Origin of the sequence: Anaeromassilibacillus sp. Marseille-P3371, from assembly GCF_900169665.1 — a bacterium.
In the GTDB taxonomy this organism is placed as follows: Bacteria; Bacillota; Clostridia; order Oscillospirales; family Acutalibacteraceae; genus Anaeromassilibacillus.
Window position 1 is genome coordinate 1697530 of record NZ_LT835157.1, and the last position, 17640, is coordinate 1715169.

19 protein-coding genes are annotated in these 17640 nt (G+C 44.3%); 11 read left to right on the plus strand and 8 right to left on the minus strand.

Annotated features, from left to right (window positions below):
- The first annotated feature begins 108 nt into the window (after positions 1-108).
- From tgt to xerD, 7 genes are all read left to right on the plus strand, one after another.
- The gene (gene tgt, locus B9Y59_RS06540) at positions 109-1239 is read left to right on the plus strand and encodes a tRNA guanosine(34) transglycosylase Tgt (protein WP_085532479.1); all 1131 of its coding nucleotides are present in this window, start codon (positions 109-111) and stop codon (positions 1237-1239) included.
- Between the two features lie 152 nt (positions 1240-1391).
- On the plus strand, positions 1392-1757 hold the full coding sequence (gene yajC / locus B9Y59_RS06545; RefSeq protein ID WP_085532481.1) for a preprotein translocase subunit YajC: 366 nt from the start codon (positions 1392-1394) through the stop codon (positions 1755-1757).
- A 68-nt stretch (positions 1758-1825) separates the two neighbouring features.
- Positions 1826-2236: a TIGR04086 family membrane protein gene (locus B9Y59_RS06550; RefSeq protein ID WP_054322963.1), complete on the plus strand. Its 411-nt coding sequence runs from the start codon at positions 1826-1828 to the stop codon at positions 2234-2236.
- 72 nt (positions 2237-2308) lie between these two features.
- On the plus strand, positions 2309-2455 hold the full coding sequence (gene scfA, locus B9Y59_RS06555) for a six-cysteine ranthipeptide SCIFF (RefSeq protein ID WP_082402034.1): 147 nt from the start codon (positions 2309-2311) through the stop codon (positions 2453-2455).
- Between the two features lie 116 nt (positions 2456-2571).
- On the plus strand, positions 2572-3939 hold the full coding sequence (gene scfB, locus B9Y59_RS06560; RefSeq protein ID WP_085532483.1) for a thioether cross-link-forming SCIFF peptide maturase: 1368 nt from the start codon (positions 2572-2574) through the stop codon (positions 3937-3939).
- A gap of 307 nt (positions 3940-4246) precedes the next feature.
- Positions 4247-4882 (plus strand): stage II sporulation protein M, encoded by a 636-nt coding sequence (locus B9Y59_RS06565; protein ID WP_085532486.1) that lies wholly within the window; start codon positions 4247-4249, stop codon positions 4880-4882.
- Between the two features lie 14 nt (positions 4883-4896).
- Positions 4897-5790, plus strand: coding sequence for a site-specific tyrosine recombinase XerD (gene xerD / locus B9Y59_RS06570; protein ID WP_054322961.1), 894 nt, complete (start codon positions 4897-4899; stop codon positions 5788-5790).
- A gap of 220 nt (positions 5791-6010) precedes the next feature.
- Here xerD and B9Y59_RS06575 read toward each other — a convergent pair whose 3' ends face one another.
- From B9Y59_RS06575 to B9Y59_RS16055, 3 genes are all read right to left on the minus strand, one after another.
- Complete coding sequence (locus B9Y59_RS06575; RefSeq protein WP_085532488.1) at positions 6011-7162, minus strand: glycosyltransferase; 1152 nt, start codon at positions 7160-7162, stop codon at positions 6011-6013.
- The gene (locus B9Y59_RS06580; protein ID WP_085532490.1) at positions 7149-8216 is read right to left on the minus strand and encodes a tyrosine recombinase XerC; all 1068 of its coding nucleotides are present in this window, start codon (positions 8214-8216) and stop codon (positions 7149-7151) included. The genes B9Y59_RS06575 and B9Y59_RS06580 overlap by 14 nt, the downstream gene beginning before the upstream one ends.
- 150 nt (positions 8217-8366) lie before the next feature.
- A complete protein-coding gene (locus tag B9Y59_RS16055) occupies positions 8367-8534 on the minus strand; it encodes a hypothetical protein (RefSeq protein ID WP_207651496.1) in 168 nt (55 codons plus the stop codon).
- 67 nt (positions 8535-8601) lie between these two features.
- On the opposite strand from B9Y59_RS16055, the gene B9Y59_RS15695 reads away from it, so the two are divergent.
- The gene (locus B9Y59_RS15695; protein ID WP_085532492.1) at positions 8602-8850 is read left to right on the plus strand and encodes a hypothetical protein; all 249 of its coding nucleotides are present in this window, start codon (positions 8602-8604) and stop codon (positions 8848-8850) included.
- Positions 8851-9042: 192 nt separating this feature from the next.
- On the opposite strand, the gene B9Y59_RS06590 is transcribed toward B9Y59_RS15695, so the two are convergent.
- Positions 9043-10227, minus strand: coding sequence for an ABC transporter permease (locus B9Y59_RS06590; RefSeq protein WP_054323160.1), 1185 nt, complete (start codon positions 10225-10227; stop codon positions 9043-9045).
- Complete coding sequence (locus B9Y59_RS06595; protein WP_085532494.1) at positions 10220-11221, minus strand: efflux RND transporter periplasmic adaptor subunit; 1002 nt, start codon at positions 11219-11221, stop codon at positions 10220-10222. The genes B9Y59_RS06590 and B9Y59_RS06595 overlap by 8 nt, the downstream gene beginning before the upstream one ends.
- 205 nt (positions 11222-11426) lie before the next feature.
- Here B9Y59_RS06595 and B9Y59_RS15700 point away from each other — a divergent pair, with 205 nt between their 5' ends.
- On the plus strand, positions 11427-11600 hold the full coding sequence (locus B9Y59_RS15700) for a hypothetical protein (protein ID WP_153802335.1): 174 nt from the start codon (positions 11427-11429) through the stop codon (positions 11598-11600).
- An 11-nt stretch (positions 11601-11611) separates the two neighbouring features.
- On the opposite strand, the gene radA is transcribed toward B9Y59_RS15700, so the two are convergent.
- Both radA and B9Y59_RS06605 read right to left on the minus strand, forming a co-directional pair.
- The gene (radA, locus tag B9Y59_RS06600) at positions 11612-12982 is read right to left on the minus strand and encodes a DNA repair protein RadA (RefSeq protein ID WP_085532496.1); all 1371 of its coding nucleotides are present in this window, start codon (positions 12980-12982) and stop codon (positions 11612-11614) included.
- 113 nt (positions 12983-13095) lie between these two features.
- Positions 13096-13824 (minus strand): N-acetylmuramoyl-L-alanine amidase, encoded by a 729-nt coding sequence (locus tag B9Y59_RS06605; protein ID WP_085532498.1) that lies wholly within the window; start codon positions 13822-13824, stop codon positions 13096-13098.
- A 266-nt stretch (positions 13825-14090) separates the two neighbouring features.
- On the opposite strand from B9Y59_RS06605, the gene B9Y59_RS06610 reads away from it, so the two are divergent.
- On the plus strand, positions 14091-14657 hold the full coding sequence (locus B9Y59_RS06610; protein WP_143255248.1) for an RNA polymerase sigma factor: 567 nt from the start codon (positions 14091-14093) through the stop codon (positions 14655-14657).
- Positions 14658-14711: 54 nt separating this feature from the next.
- The gene (locus B9Y59_RS06615) at positions 14712-16028 is read left to right on the plus strand and encodes an anti-sigma-I factor RsgI family protein (RefSeq protein WP_085532500.1); all 1317 of its coding nucleotides are present in this window, start codon (positions 14712-14714) and stop codon (positions 16026-16028) included.
- 211 nt (positions 16029-16239) lie between these two features.
- Here B9Y59_RS06615 and B9Y59_RS06620 read toward each other — a convergent pair whose 3' ends face one another.
- Complete coding sequence (locus B9Y59_RS06620; RefSeq protein ID WP_085532502.1) at positions 16240-17622, minus strand: sodium-dependent transporter; 1383 nt, start codon at positions 17620-17622, stop codon at positions 16240-16242.
- Positions 17623-17640: the final 18 nt, after the last annotated feature.

Below are 17640 nucleotides of genomic sequence, written 5' to 3' on the forward strand. Positions count from 1 at the left end.
TGGTTCAGGGGATGCCTTTTGGTTGTTCCGGACACAATTTTGAGCTGCTTTCGTTGCAAAGAATTTTTATTTATCCTAGGAATACCCAAATGAAAGGAACAGAAATCTATGTATCGACTTATCAAACAAGAAGGAAAGGCCCGGCGTGGTGAATTTTTGACTCCACACGGAATGATCCAGATGCCAGCCTTTATGAATGTTGCAACAGCGGGTGCCATTAAGGGGGCAGTTTCTGCGCTTGATTTAAAAGAGCTGAAATGCCAGGTACAGCTTTGCAATACATATCACCTCCATTTACGTCCAGGGGACGAAACGGTTCGAAAGCTAGGAGGATTACACACCTTTACACGGTGGAACGGTCCCATCCTGACGGACAGCGGTGGGTTCCAGGTGTTCTCTTTGGCAAAGCTGCGTAATATCAAGGAAGAAGGTGTGACGTTCGCTTCTCATATCGACGGACATCGTATTTTTATGGGGCCGGAGGAAAGCATGCGGATTCAATCCCACCTGGGCTCCACTATTGCGATGGCCTTTGATGAATGTATGGAGAATCCTGCCGAATATGATTACGCCCGAGCTTCCTGCCAAAGAACGGTACGGTGGCTATACCGTTGTAAGGAGGAGCACGATCGGCTGAATGCTTTGCCAGATACAATCAATCCAAAACAGATGCTTTGGGGGATCAACCAAGGAAGTACCTATGAAGATCTTCGTGTCGGGCATATGCGTGAGATTCGGAAATTGAATTTGGATGGATATGCGATCGGAGGGTTGGCGGTAGGAGAACCAGCGGAAGAGATGTACCGCATAATTGAAGCGGTCGAGCCGGAGATGCCTGTGGACAAACCGCGTTATTTGATGGGGGTGGGAACACCAGTCAATATACTGGAAGCGGTTAGACGCGGCGTAGATATTTTTGACTGTGTGATGCCGAGCCGTAATGCACGCCATGGCCATGCTTTCACTTGGGAGGGCTGCCGTAATCTGATGAACGCCAAGTATGAGTTGGATACGCTTCCCCTTGACCCAACCTGTGATTGCCCGGTGTGCCGCAACTTTACTCGTGCATACATCCGCCACCTTTTTAAGAGCGGAGAAATGCTGGCCATGCGATTATGCGTCATGCACAATATTTATTTTTACAACACCCTTTTGGAGCGAATCCGCATGGCTCTCGATAGCGGGCAATTTGAAAAGTTTTATCAAGAAAACGTTGAGAGGCTTGGAAAGAGAATTTAAAACGGAAATTCCTTTGGGAAAGCGATGAAAATGCTTGCATGCCTTCCCATTTATTGCTATAATGGGCAGTACTGGTGCCTACCCAAAACCGATCGAATACACGATGGTTGTAAATGGTTGGGCTTATCATTATGGAGGTGCAGTATCGTATAATGGAAAACTTTATGGTTCTAGCAAACAGCACAGACGCAAATGCTGGCGGCAGCATGTGGACAATCCTGATTTTCTATGCAGTCATCATTGTGGGCTTTTATCTGTTGCTGATTCGTCCTTCCTCTAAGAAAAAGAAGAAGGAAGAAGCGATGCGTAAAAACGCGCAGATCGGCGATGAGATTACGACCATCGGTGGAATCGTGGGCCGTATCATCAGCGTAAAGGAAGAGACGGACACGGTTGTAATTGAAACGGGTACGGATCGCGCGAAACTGCGTGTAAAACGTTGGGCGATCGGCAGCGTGGATACAGAGCGCGAGGAGCCCGCTGAAAAGAAGGAAAAAGCGGACAAGTCCAAAAAATAAGTACGGTGAAAGAATACCAGGCACGTCCTTTGCATATCTATCAAGCAGATAGTGGAGGAGGGCGTGTGATGAAAATGACCAGATCCAATAAGAATCGTACGGTTTTAGGAGCGGTACGCGCGGTTGTGATAGGGGCTGTATGTGGTGCAGTCTTGTGCGCGGGGCTTTTGGCTGTGTTTGCCTTTAGCTTTGTAAAGGTTGGTTATATCCCACAGTTCGCTATCAATCCAATTATAATTGCGGTTTCCGCGTTCAGTGCATTTGTGTCCGGCTTTTTCGCGGCGAAGGTATCCAAAAAGAACGGCCTTTTGTTCGGTGCAATTTCCGGACTTCTATTGTTCGTATTGTTTTTGCTTGCAGGTGTGATTGCCTTTCAAGGGCCTCCTGTGTTGACAACGCTTACACGGTTTGCTGTGATGGTTTTGGCAGGGGCAATCGGAGGGTTGCTTTCTGTGAGCAAGAAGAGCAAAATAAAATAGTCCTTTTCTTATCGGATGGATTGTGTTATAATAAGCGAAGGAAATTCAAGATTTAGAAATGGGGGTTTTATCATGGAGCAGATCAAAACGTTGAATAAGGCCAATCTGAAGGAGAGCGCTGTAAAAGGCGGTTGCGGTGAGTGCCAGGCGTCCTGCCAGTCCGCATGCAAGACTTCCTGCACGGTTGCCAATCAGAAGTGCGAAAACGTCAATCGCTAAAGGTTTTAAATTGCGAGAAGGAGGCCCTGTGTGGCCAGCCGAATCGCGTATAAACCAAGAAACCAAAGGGACAGGGAAATCTGTCCCTTAAATTTTGTGCAAATGGGGAAAAGTACATGATACATAAATATCGTTTGAATGGCTATCGCATCGTAATGGATACGAATAGTGGAGCAGTACATCTCTTTGAGGAAGCACCGTATTTGATGTTGGATTATCTGGAAAAAGAAGATTGTGTTCCGGAAACACCACCTCAGGATATGTTGGAGGCGCTTCGTGGCCAGTTTGATGAAAAGACCCTCACCCAGGCTTATGCAGAATTGCGCGAGCTATATACGTCTGGACAGTTGTTCTCTGCTGATGAATACGAAAAGTTTGCCTCAATGATGACAAATGCGCCTGTGAAATCCATGTGTCTCAATATTGCGCATGACTGCAATTTGCGTTGCGAATACTGTTTTGCAGCAAAGGGGGACTTTGGACGCGGCAGAATGCTGATGCCATTGGAGGTCGCTAAAAAAGCCATCGACTTTCTGGTGGAAAAGTCAGGAACACGGCATAATCTGGAAGTGGATTTTTTTGGTGGAGAGCCATTGATGAATTTCGAAGTGGTCAAAGAGACTGTCGCTTACGCGCGGAGCCTCGAAAAGCCCCATAATAAGAATTTCCGGTTCACCATCACAACCAATGGCCTTCTGTTGAGCGATGATAAGATCGATTTTATCAATCGCGAAATGTCCAATGTGGTGCTTTCGATTGACGGGCGCAGAGAGGTCAACGACCGCCTTCGTATCCGTACAAATGGAGGCGGCAGTTATGATACGATCGTGCCGCGTTTTCAGAAACTGGTTGCCACCCGCGGAAAGGACAAGGACTACTATGCTCGTGGTACATTTACCAAGTATAACTTGGACTTTACGGAAGATGTTCTTCACTTGGTAGACCTTGGTTTTGATCAGGTCTCTGTAGAACCCGTAGTGTCCGATCCCAAGCTTAGCTATTCCATTCAGGAGGAGGATCTCCCAAGAGTGTTCGAGGAATATGAACGTTTGGCGAACACGATTATCGCCCGTAAAAAGGCGGGAGAGGGATTCAATTTCTTCCATTTTATGATCGATTTGAATCAAGGTCCTTGTGCGATCAAACGCCTACGCGGCTGTAGCTGTGGCAATGAATATGTAGCGGTCACACCAGAGGGAGACATTTTCCCTTGCCATCAGTTCGTTGGAGAGGACGATTGGAAGATGGGGAATGTACTGGATGGCAGTTACGATTTGGAACGGAAAAATGAATTTGCACTGGCAAATGTTTACAGCAAAGAGCGTTGCAAGAATTGTTGGGCAAAATTCTATTGTAGTGGCGGCTGTAATGCTAATAACTGGCAATATGAAGGGGACATTCATAAGCCGCATGAAATTGCCTGTGCGTTGGAGCAGAAGCGCTTGGAATGTGCAGTGATGATTCAGGCTGCTTTGGCCGAATAAACGGCGTTAAATACACGCGGATGCGGAATATACACCCGCGTGTATTTTTATGCAAATTGATTTTACATAATCTAGTTTACATAAAAATATTAAGTTTACATAATTTGAAATGTATCCAAAAGATATACATGTATGAAAATGCAAGAAATATGTCTTGGGATATTGCACTACATTTTGAAATGTATTATAGTATATACTAGATAATTTGATAAGAGCGGGAGGCTTTTTCAAAGGAAGGAACAGAAAATCATATTTGTCCCGAGCCGCGCATACCTTTAAAGTGAGCAACCTTTGGGGAGGCGGTTTCATGAAAATAAAAGGGACAAACGTTTTTCAGCTTGATAAGTGGAAGGGGCGTCTAGTTGACAAAGCCAGTTTGATCCAGGCGGTTCGTGCCAATACAGCAGCTATTTTTTTAGCGTTGTGCTTCCTGGTAGGAATGATCGCAGGTGCGATTGTCACTCGAAGTGTAGCGCCTTCCATTCTGGACAAGATGGATTTTCTGTTTTATAGCAACTTCCAGGAAAGGGCGACACAGCCGGCTTTTTCTGTTTTTTCTGCATCTTTTGCGTCCTCTTTTTTGTTTGTGCTGGTGTGTTTCCTTTGTGGCCTTTCATTATGGGGAGTCTTTGCAGTTCCAGCAGTTTTGTTTTTTCGTGGTTTAGGATTGGGCTTGACTTCCGGTTATTTATATGCCGCTCACGGTTTTCATGGAGTGATTTTTCACTTCTTGGTCATCCTTCCCGGTGCGTTTGTATGTTGTTTGGCTTTATTATTGGCAGGAAGGGAGAGTATGCGGTTCTCCCGTCGGATCACAGGGACTGCCGGTTCAGGGATGAAACTTTACTGCCTTCGCTACGGCGCTGTTTTAGCGATGTGTTTTTTGGCAGCGCTTCTTGACCTGTTGACAACGGTTTGCTTTGCGGGGCTTTTTTCGTTTTAAGGGGTAGAAGAAACATGAAAGACTTTTGTTTGGATTTCAGCGACTACTTGGTGAATCAAAAAAATGTCTCAGACAATACGCTGGACTCCTATCTTCGGGATGTGGAGCATTTTCTTGCGTATCTATCGCAGCAAGGAATGGATGACCCTGCCTTGGTTGATGAAGCCCAAATGGAACGATACGTCGATCGTTTGTTGGAGTTAAAAAAGTCCAGTGCGACAATTACAAGAAATGTGGCATCGATCCGTTGCTTCTATTATTTTTTGATGCAGAATAACTTGGCAACTGCTAATCCAGCTCGAAACATAAAGCTGGAAAAGACGCCGAAAAAGCTGCCACAGATTCTAAGCGGGGAGGAAATTGACTTACTCCTTAGCCAGCCCGATCCAACGGAACCGAAGGGCTGCCGCGATAAGGCTATGTTGGAGTTACTCTATGCGACAGGAATTCGTTCGTCGGAATTGGTGGCTCTCGATGTCAATGACATCAACCTACGGGCTGGAATGTTGTGTTGTAGAAACGGCAAATCAGAGCGTATGATCCCGGTGTATGCGACAGCAGTTGCAGCTATATCGGACTATATTCTTCGTGTACGCAGTCTTATCCTTTCTCCGGATGGCGGACAAGCTTTGTTTACCAATCTGAATGGAAAGCGTTTGACCCGACAGGGATTCTGGAAGATCGTAAAAGGATATGCAGAACAGGCAGGTATCATAAAGGAGATTACTCCGCATACTTTACGCCACTCCTTCGCTCTGCATCTATTGGAAAATGGAGCAGATCTCAAGGACATTCAAGCGATGTTGGGGCATGCAGATATATCCTCCACACAGGTGTATGTACATCTACTGAACGATCATTTTAAAGAGGTATATAATCAGTGTCATCCGCGGGCAAAGTTAGGGTAAAGATAAAAAGTTAAGAAAGTTAAGATAAAAGAATCATTGGGACAAGCATTTTACTTTTCTGTAACATGGTTATATGAGGTCTTTCAGTAAGAAAGCCGGGCGGATTTATTATCCGTCCGGCTGTTGTGTTATATTCCGTTGCTTATTTACTGTCTATCAGACTGTCAGATATGGATTCATTGATAGTCTTATGCGAATAGTCAATAAAAATCAACGCTTTCTATTGACTATTCATTTTCTTTATTTGATCGATAGCATCCAAATAAAAACCCATATTTTGCGGTAGGACATGTTGTAAGTTATATTGTTGAACGTGCTGTAAGGCATTGGCTCGGTAATATTCAAATTGGCTCCGCGATTGATAGGCTTTTTCCAGCTGCTGTGCACAGGCGTCTTGATCCCCGCTGGAGAACAGAAAACCAGTCTGCCCGGGAATAACCAGTTCTTGGTGCCCTTTGATGTTGCTGGCTACTACAGGAAGGCCGCATGCCATGGACTCCATTACATTAAAAGGCAATCCTTCAATTCGACTACAAGTGACAGATACATCACAGAGGGGATAGAGATTTTCCATCTGTTTCACATAACCTAAAAAGGAGACTTGTCTTTCGATGCCTAAGGTTTTTACAAGTTCTTTACATGCTTTCTCAAGAGCGCCGTTACCCGCTAATAAAAGTCTTCCTTCAGGATGGTTTTGAACAAAGGACGCAAATGCGTGAATCAAAAGAGCTTGATTTTTTCGATCTGAAAATTCTGCAGCATAGACAAAAAGAAACTCCTGTTCGGTGTATCCCGCTTCCTTGCGTTTATGTTTACGTTCTTCTTTCGAGTACGGACGATATTGATGAAGATCTAGCCCCATTCCATTTGTAAAACACAGTTGTCCTTTATAGAGATGATGCTTTTGGGCAATACCAAGATCCTCGCGGTTCATCACGAATGTAACATCCGTAATGTTTGCACAGAGCTTTTCTGGCAAAAGATAACACCATTTTTTTAGACCGTCTTTTTCAGAAAACAGATAACCATGCGAAGTACAAAAAATGAGAGGTCGCTTTTTGGCAGGAACCGTTAAAAGAGCCGCTCGAATTACTGCACTTGCCAATGTAGTATGTGTGCTAACAATCGCAAAGTCTTGCTCGGAAAACAACTTTCGAGCTGCGCAGATTGCGTGGATATTTTGGGTGCTCAATAGACTTTTTTCAAAGGGCAAAGAAATGACCCGATCTGCAAAAGGAATTTCTACATAGCGATTTACTGCAACCCACACTTCGTATCCCAGAGAACGAAATGCCCGAAGATAGGGGAGATGAAAGTGTAAAATATGACCCGGGGTTGATGCGCAGTATAGTATTCTTTTATTCGATGTCATGTGGTAACCCTCTTGTTGAAGAATCTTCTTCTTTTTCTTTTGCCTTTTCGGGGGATGTAATGGCTGTAGTGTTTTTTATACGCGGCTTTACATGTGCTAAAGGATTGGCATTGGCAGCTTGTTCCATCTGCTGATCGGATAAATGGGTATAGATCTCTGTGGTACCAAGGTTCTCATGTCCTAAGATATCTTTTAAGACTCGAATATCCACATGGCCATGTTGGTACATCAATGTAGCCGCAGTATGGCGCAGTTTATGCACAGAATACCCAGGACCACTTAAGTCAATCTGAGCAAGATACTTTTTGACCAGATACTGGACGGTTTTGGGGCTGATCCGTTTGTGTTGTCCACTGATGAACAGAGCCTTTCGATCGATCAATCCATCGTGCGGGCGTACAGCTAGATAACGTTTAATGGCATCTTGACAGGCGTCGTTTAAATAGACAATCCGTTCTTTATTTCCTTTTCCAAGAACTCGTATGGTGTGGGAACTCTGACGGACATCGCTGATATTTAATCCAACCAATTCGGATAGACGTAAGCCACAATTGAGAAATAAAACTAGAATACAATAATCCCGTTCTTTATTTTTTCCCTCAACTCTTGTCAAAAGATCGATACTTTGTTCGAATGTTAAGTATTTTGGCAGAGCTGAACGTAGCTTAGGAGTTTCTAACTCTAAAACTGGATTAACTTCCAGTTGATTGGTTTTATTGGTCAAGTATTTAAAAAAAGTACGGAGGCTCGAAACCTTACGTGAACGTGTTGCAGGTTTATTGTTCCGAACGTTTGTTAGATAATTCATATATTCAAATACTTGGGTTAAAGTTATGGTTCGTATCAAATCGATATTGATATCTGCAATTGAAATTTCTTCAAACGGTGTACCATTTGGAACCAAGTTTCTTGATAATTTAATATATCGAAAAAACGTGCGTAGGTCTAAATAGTATTCTTCAACTGTTTTTTCTGATTTTCCTTTTATGGTTCCTAAATATCCCAGGAACTCTCGGATAATTTGTGGCGCCTCGGAAAGTAATTCTGGTTTCATTATGTATCATCAACTTCTTAAATATAGATTTTCGAAAGATTCGATAAAATGAAAGTTAATTGAAGTCATTCACCGAATCGTTACAAACGATTATACCATGAGAAATTTGGTTTTACAAAACGGTATTATGTAATTCTACTCCTACCTAAATTATACAAAATATTTATTTTGTCTAATTGCATTAGGCCCACAAGAAGGAGCCCCCTCACGGGCTCCTTTTTTCTTTCTCAGTTCGATTTCCATTAGAAATCCTAATAGACCATGCAATTTACGCTGCGCAGACAAAATAAAGGGTTTTGCCCAATCGGCGTTGGCCATCCTCCTTTCCGTAGGAATCGCAGCGCCTGATTTAAGGGTAGCAGTAAATACAGTGTAGCACAAGAGAATGCTACCAAACAGTGGCTTATTTTTTCCTGCGGCGCAGTTCAAGTTGATCTGCCATTGCGTACAAGATTGTCACCGCCTCATCCTCGTGATTCAGCAGTTCCTTCACCCGCTCAATGCTTCCGGTCCTGCGGTACTCACTCACCGCGTAGAGCTTGCGGGCCGAGTGCGGCGAAATGTGAATATCTTTGACCCGAAAGAGCTTTGCCGCACGGCGGAGGTCTTTGTAGACGCCCTATCCGATTATTGATTCGAAGCGCTTAGACTTTGGAATAACGGTAAATGTGCAAACAAAATACTACCAAATGAATGATGGTATGGTGGAGTCTTTCAAGAGAGCTATCGTCAAGTAGTTTCACTAAGGTAAGTTATATCCATAGAATGGAGTATAAGAGTTATTAGACCCTATGACGGCATTCTATGGATCACTTTCCCCTATTATCTATTCCATCCTTAAAGCATCTACTGGGCGAAGCTTGGACGCTTTGTAGGCTGGATAGACTCCGAAAATTGTACCTGTACATAAAGAAAATAGGATTGCTAGAAGGAGAACATCCCATCGTACCCCAAGGGACATTCCAACAAGAGAGGCTCCGGCAAAAGAAACAAGGTATCCAACCATGATTCCAATGGCACAGCCAATCGCTGAAATTAAAATAGCCTCCAATAGGAATTCCATCATAATATTGACTTGTCTAGCGCCAATGGCTTTTTTTATGCCGATCTCTCGTGTTCGTTCGCTAACCGATACTAACATAACAGTCATAATGCTTAGACTTGCCACCAAAAGAGAAATTGCCCCTACGGCAGATAAAACGAGCGTGACAATGTCCAAGATTGAGGTCAGTCCATCTTTTTGTTTGGCAAGATTATTAGAGACAAATGCATCTGCTGTACCATTATTTTGATTTAAAATTGCTGTGATGGATTTCCCTGCGCTTTCTACGCTGCTATCAGAATCAATTTTCACAGCTATTTGGTCGAAATTACTGCGGCCCAGGGCGGTCTGTACAGTTGTATAGGGAACATAGACGAAGGTGGGAATGTAATTGCCCAACATATTTTGGAGCAGACCGCTACCTGTCTTAATGACGCCTACGACTTCAAAGTCTTCCAAAGAACCACCACATTGAATCGAGATATGTTTTCCAATGATATTACTCCGGTGATATGCCTTCTGGGAGAACGCTTCATCTACCAAACAGACATTGGCTGCAGTACTCACTTCTTTATTGCTGAACATTCTACCATATAGGATTTGGATGGATACAATTTGATTTGCAGAAGTATCGATTCCCCAGAGTAAAGCGCTGGTATCTTCGTTCCTCACAGAGACAGAAGTGCTTTGCATCAATATGGGGGTGGCTTGCTCCACTTGGTTACACTCTTTCACTAAATGTAGCTCTTCTTCATCTAGGGTTACATTTGCTTCTGAATTACAAGAAATGGTCAATCCTCCCAGCCCCAAGCTCTCCAGTTCATTCGTGAGCGCGTTTGTCCCACATTGACTGATATTCCCGATCAAGATAACAGAAGCGACCCCGATGGCAATGCCTAAAATTGTTAGTGCGGTACGGCCGCGCTTTCTACCCAAACTTCGGTACGCAGAATGGATCAGATCAAGCATCGGAATCACCCGTTACCCTTTCCTCTTGTGTTGCAATGACGTGTTCTCCATCCGAGATTGTGTCAGGATTAATAATAATTTGATCGCCCTCTTCAATTCCGGAAGTTACACCGAATCCACCTTCAAATTCTCCTTCTGTTTGGACAGGCGTTTTTACTGCACGTTGCCCTTTCAGTTTTAAGACGTATTCCGTGCCATCTTCTTCGGCACGAACTGCCTCATATGGCGCGATTAAAACATTATCATTTTGAGCGGTAATAATTTTTGCCTTGGCTGTATAGCCGGGCTTTATATCGTTTCCTGGGTTGTCAACACTTACAATTACCTCTACAACGGTTTCCTGCCCGGTCGTAGAAACGACCTGTTTGGCTTCAGAGGATATATTTTTTACAGTCCCTGTATAACACGTATGGAATCCAACGCCGGTGATTTCTGCTTTTTGCCCAACCTGGATATCTGAAATCTGTGACTCATTGACGGAAAGACGAACTTGCAGTCCCTCATCGCTGGCGATAGTAACTGCTGGCTTTCCAAACTCTAACGTCCCCTGATTGGTTATAGATACAGCAGTGACTTGACCGCTGATCGGAGCGGATAAACGCTGTTCATCCTCCTCTTGCTCTGTGGAAGAGAAATCTGCTAAAGGTAAATCAGCCTGTGTATATTCACTCAACAGGGCAGCATATGTTTCCTGTAATACTTCCTTTTCTGATGCAGAAGCCGTCACAAGAATGTCCATTAAAGTCTCCCCTTCTTCTACATGATCTCCTACCTCCACGTAGACATTCTTGACGGAGGCTGGAGCAGGAGGGTAAACGCTTCGTACGGACACACGTTCGACCTTCCCGCTGCAAGTAACAGAACTTTCTGCTGTCAAGCTTTCTACCTTTACTATGGTTGCTTGCGCTGTAGTGCCTTTTATAACATTTCCTGCTATAAAAATAGCGGCAATTGCTACACATGTAAAGGAAAATAACTGTACATATTTTTTCATTGCCATCCCCCCGTTTTTTCTATTGTGTGAGTGTGGGGAAGAAATATACTCCTCTCTCCTATAGGTTTTCGATCAAAAAAACACGCTTTGACCGATCTATATAGTCGGTCAAAGCGTGTTTTAGAACCCGTGCATATTCTTCACGAAAAAGGATCAAAATATCCATGCCACTTTATAATTTTCAGATGAAAAGAGGTGAATGGGAATGAGTATCATTCAATGTGATGAGGATTGTATTTATCAACGGGACGGCTATTGTAGCTTGGAGATGCCGTCTGCCATCACAAACTATACAGGAGATGGTTGCGTTCATTGCATCAAAGTAACCCCACGGGTGCGGCCGGAAGTACAGACAAGCGAAATTCCACCGCATGTTTGAAAACGATCCTATCATGAAGTTAATGCGTCAAATGCTTCCCGAACATCTTTAACGCCGATCAGTTCCATACCGGCATGTTGTGTATGAATCTGCTTTAAGTTAGAATAGGGCAACACACAGCGATGAAAGCCAAGCCGTTGTGCTTCACCCATTCGGGCATCCATTCGGGAGACAGAGCGCAATTCACCGGCCAACCCAACTTCTCCGATAACCATGGCGTCATCACGGATGGGGACATCTTTCAGGCTGGACACCAGCGCCATGGCAACCGCAAGATCAGCGGCAGGTTCATCTAAGCGAAGCCCTCCAACCACATTGATGTAAGCATCCAAATTGGAGAAGTAGTATCCAGCTCGTTTTTCCAGGACGGCTAATAAGAGAGACATGCGATTATAATCAAAACCAGTTGACATTCTACGAGGGTTTCCGAAGTTTGAAGTGGAAGCTAAGCCTTGAATTTCTGCTAAAATGGGACGAGAACCCTCCATCACACAGGTGACACAAGTCCCAGAGACATGAATAGGCCGGCCGGCCAACATAGCCAATGAGGGGTTGTCCACTTGGTGAAGCCCGTTGTCCCCCATATCAAACACACCGATCTCATTTGTAGAGCCATAACGGTTTTTTACAGCCCGCAAGATACGGTAGGTCATCTGTCGGTCTCCTTCAAAATAGAGAACGGCATCTACAATATGCTCTAAGACTTTTGGACCGGCGATAGCGCCATCCTTATTGACATGTCCCACTAGGAGAATCGGAATTTCCAGCGCTTTGGCTGCGCGCATCAATGTATTCGTACATTCGCGCACTTGTGTGACGCTTCCAGGCGAGGAATTTAAATCTGTAAAATTCATGGTTTGAATAGAATCAACCATGACTAAATCGGGTTGATCGCTGCGAATTTGCTCCACGACATTTTGAACGTCCGTTTCGGTCAAAATATAAAGGTTTTCGCTATGAACACCAAGACGTGCAGCGCGGAGTTTGATCTGCCGACCGGATTCCTCGCCGGATACATAGAGAATACGCAATGATTTCCCCAAAAACTCACAGATTTGCAGCAGTATAGTGGATTTGCCAATACCGGGTTCCCCACTTATGAGGATAAGAGATCCCTTCACGATACCCCCACCAAGTACACGATCGAGCTCTGTTAGGCCGGTATGATAGCGAGCTTCTTCTTCGGCGCTGATTTCATCGATCCGCATAGGGCGATGAAGCGTAGGTCTTGCCGATATAAGACTGCTTTTAGCAGAGATGGATTCTTTTATCTCCTCATTCATGGTATTCCATTGTCCACATCCCGGACATTTCCCATACCATTTGGCAGATTCAAATCCACATTCCGAGCACACATAGATGCTCTTTACTTTTGGCGCCATTTTATCGCTATCCCCCATCGTTTCCAAAAACTTATTCATTATTATACTGAAACGCGGGAAGAAAAACAAGTGAAAGTAGAACCCTTATAATATAATGATATGGAAACGAGTGTTTAACGGGTAGCTTGGTAGTAATCTAAAAAGCCGCTGTAGATGGCAAAGGCCATTTGTTCCTGATATTGTGGATCGTTGAGTTTTTGTGCCTCACTTTCATTGGAGAGGAAACCGCATTCCACCAATACAGCGGGCACCTGTGCGTTCCACAACAGATAGATTGAACTGGTTGCCGGTTTACAAGCACGGGTGTTCTCCGGTTGTAGAAGTGCAATGACCCGCTCTCGGATTGCCTCCGCTAAATCTTGACTAGAAAGATCATTTGTGGAATAAAATACCTGTGTACCATAATACCGACTGCTGGTAAAATGGTTTTGATGAATGCTCAAAAAAATACAGTCTTCCTGTTTTTCGATCAAATTTAAACGGTTGTGGAGATCAGAGACTTTCCGCTCTTTTACAGTATCTAAGGTAGCGTCTCCAATGGAAATGTCCTCTTCACGGGTCATAACCACACGAAACCCGGAAAGCGTCAACATTTTTTCTAGTTTTTGCGCAATAGCAAGGTTGATGTCCTTTTCTAATACGTTCGCGGAACTTTGCGCCCCACCATCTTCTCCCCCATGTCCAGGGTCAATTACTACGATGGGCTGTTCCCGCGCTGCAAGATTGGAGGCCATCTCTCCAACTTTTTGGTAAGATAGATAGGATAATAGTAAGAAAATCAGACAGCATACCACTAAAACAGCTACTGGTACAAAATACCCACCTTTGCGTACCTCATCCAAGCCGATTCCCCCTTTTTCAGATATATATGAAATAGGAAGAACCGCTATGCAGCTTTGGAATAGGGGAAAAATGTGAAAAACCTAGAAGCGTTTTACGGAGAGGGCTTCCCAAAACAGAATTTTTCCGATATAATGATAAGGTATGTTTCAAAGTACAGCTGTTCCTTTATTTAGGAAGATAGTAAAGCAGCGAAAAAATTTAAAAAATTTTTTAATGGCTGCAATAAAAACGATGACTCGTTCATTATGTTGATAGAGGGATGAAAATGTTGGTTCCAGGAAACCGTGACAACGGGAAAAAGGAACGATTGTCAGATTCTCTGATGCAAAAGGTTGCGGACGGTGACAGGGCCGCTTTCGAACAACTGTATTGTATCACGCAGAATTCTGTATATTGTTTTCTTTTGTCCATTGTCAAAAGCCACTCGACGGCGGAGGATCTGATGCAGGATACCTATCTTTCCGTCCGCAAGTCGATACAACATTATATTCCTCAGGGAAAGCCCCTGGCTTGGATTTTTACAATTGCTAGAAATCTGGCCTATATGGAGCTTCGCCGGGCCCAAAGGCAGGAGTCTTCTGACTTCGCAGAAGAAGAGAACCACGTCGGAGTAGATGTGATCTCCAATACCATTGATAATTTGGTGTTGCAGAAGGCGCTAGAGATCCTGAACGAACAGGAGCGGAATATTGTTCTCTTACATGTAACCCAGGGGTTCAAGTTTCGAGAAATTTCCTCCCTGCTCGATATTCCAATTGGCACGGTTCTTTCCTGTTACAACAGGGCGATCAAAAAACTTTACAAAGCTGTAAATGAAGATCGTTTTGGTTGATTTTTGGGTTCTGGTCTGAGCACTTTCTACAAGGAATAGGTGCGATATGAGACTATGACAAAGAAAGAAATGAAGCAATCCTTAAGGAATGCCGTTCTGACAGCGACTCCGGATGTACTGGGCGAGATCCTGGCAGTACAGAATGATTCGTCTGTTGTGGAGTTTAAAAAGGAGAGCAACCCAAAATCGCATATCATCTCCTTTAGAATGGCAAGTTGTGCGATTGCTGCGGCGTTGATGTTGTTTGTTGGAATTTTCTTTATGGTTCAACCAACAGTGGATTCCATTGTCAGCATTGACGTGAACCCGAGTATTGAGCTATCTGTGGATCCGCAGGATACGGTAGTGAAATATCGGGCATTGAACGAGGACGCCGTAAACGTTTTGGACGGTATGGACCTGAATCGGATGGATTTGGGGACAGCAACAAACCTCATCATTGAAGCGATGCTTCATGACGGGTATCTGTCCGCGGATAGTCCAGAAAACACAATCTTGATCTCTGTAGCCAATGATGACACGGAAAAGGTGCAGCACTTACAAAGTAAAGTGACCAACAGCGTGGATACCACGTTAAAGCAAAATCATACGAAAGCGACGATTTTGCAGCAAGGGGACCCCGTTACAGATGATGTGAAATCCTTTGCAAAGGAAAACAACATCTCGGTTGGAAAAGCGGACTTTGTTAAAAAGATTGCGGAGACAGATCAAAATCTGAATTCGAGTGATCTTGCTGCGATGTCGATTAAGGAGCTTACCTCTTTGGTTGATATCCATCAGATTGATCTCAGCGGAATTGTTACAACGGAAATCGAACCAGAAGTTCCAGAGGAGCCTGATTTTGTTGATTCGGATGGCGACGACAACATAGTCAAGAACCCCGGAGTAGATAGTTCGAAGCCGGAAAACAACCCGAGCAGTGTGCCGGAACAGGAACCGGTGCAACCGCCGGCGAGTAGTGGCAGTGACGCGGTCAAGGACAGCGGTATCCCTCCTCAGACTTCTCCAGAAAGCAGCGAACCTGCCGAGGAAAAGCCATCGGAGAACAGCAGTTCGGCAGTAACCAGTGATCCAGCAGGTACGACCCCCATTGATGATCCGGATCAAAAGGTACTTATTGAGGAAGGCGATTCTAGCCCCTACTGTGAGTACTGTGGGAGCTTGCTTTCCGTCTGTGAAAGTAAATGTGACCAGTCCGAAGGAAAACAGTATTGTAAATATTGTGGTCAATTGCTTTCCGTGTGTAACGGAACTTGCCCTGGGGCGCAACCGCCCGAGCAAAGTGATCCCCCCGCGGAAATGAAGTTGGACGAAAATCCTGGCAACATTGATGGTATTGTCACGCAAGACACTGTGATACAAAAAGGGTAATAAATACCTCCAATAAAGAAGAAGCCGTGGTAAGTTTCCACGGCTTCTTCTTTTTGTATTCCTCTTCCCTATTTCTTTTCTATGAGGATTGTCCCGAAGAAAGTTTCATATTGCGCTTGGAAAGTCTACCCATTCGGTTTGAAATGTGATTTCTTAGAGAGGGGCAGATATAAAAAGGCCTTGTACAGAGTTTTTCCGTACAAGGCCTTTTTTATTGAAACAGCTGCGGGAAAAATTTGGAGAGGTATCCTTGGACAAAAATGACCAATATAATTACAGGTAGAATGAACGTCACATAAAAACGAATCCATTTAGGAAACTTGACACCTTTTCCTGTGTTGGCTTCTTGAAGGAAGTTTTTCCATCCCCACCCACACTTTGAAACACAGAATAGCAGATAGACCAGAGACCCTAATGGCAACAGGTTGTTGCTCACAATGAAATCCTCCAAGTCCATAATATTGCTTCCTGGTCCAAGAGGCTGAAAACCACTGAGCAAATTAAAACCCAGCACACAGGGCAGTGAAAATACAATGACTACTGCGATGTTTACAAAAGCCGCTTTTTTACGGCTCCAATTCCATAGATCGATCGCATACGAGATAATACTTTCAAATACGGCAATGATCGTAGACAAGGCGGCAAAGGACATGAAGAGGAAGAAAAATGCGCCCCAGATACGGCCGCCACTCATCGAATTGAACACATTGGGCAACGTCACAAAAATCAGGCTGGGGCCACTGTCCGGATTGACGCCAAAAGCAAAGCATGCGGGGAAAATAATCAAGCCAGCGACCAGGGCGACCCCCGTGTCTAAAAGGGTTACATTGATGGCTTCCCCCATCAATGCGCGTTCCTTACCAATATAGCTGCCAAAAATGGAGATAGAGCCGATCCCTAAGCTGAGCGTAAAGAAGGCCTGTCCCATTGCAGCGAAAATGGTATTGGAAAGCCCATTATCCATTACTTTCTTAAAATCCGGGTACAGGTAAAATTTTAATCCTGCGTTGGAGCCTGAAAGTGTAATGGAACGAATGGCCAACAAGATCATGATGATAAATAGGCTTACCATCATCACCTTTGTTACTTTCTCGACACCCTTTTGAAGGCCAAAAGAACAAATTCCAAAACACAGCAGTACGACAAAAATCATAGCCACTGTCATGAGTCCGGGATTCCAAGTCATTTGAACGAAATTCTCGTTCACCTGTTGTGGGTTCAGTCCTTCGAATTCACCGGAAAGCATTTTCACAAAATAAATGAGCATCCAACCACCGATGGTTGTGTAAAAGAACATCAACAGGTAATTGCCGAACATGGCAAAATATTTGTGAATGTGCCATTTGGTTCCCTTTGGCTCCAACACATCAAACGACCGTGCTGCGCTCTTCTGACTACCTCTTCCTACGGCAAATTCCATCACCATGATAGGAAGACCAAGAATAACGAGAAAGAACAGATAAATTAGTACAAAGGCTGCGCCCCCATACATTCCCGTTATATAGGGAAAACGCCAAACATTGCCGAGGCCGATGGCGCACCCCGCGGAGATCAAAAGAAATCCGAGCCGCGAGGAGAATTTTTCACGCTGCATGACAAGACCCCTTCCCTG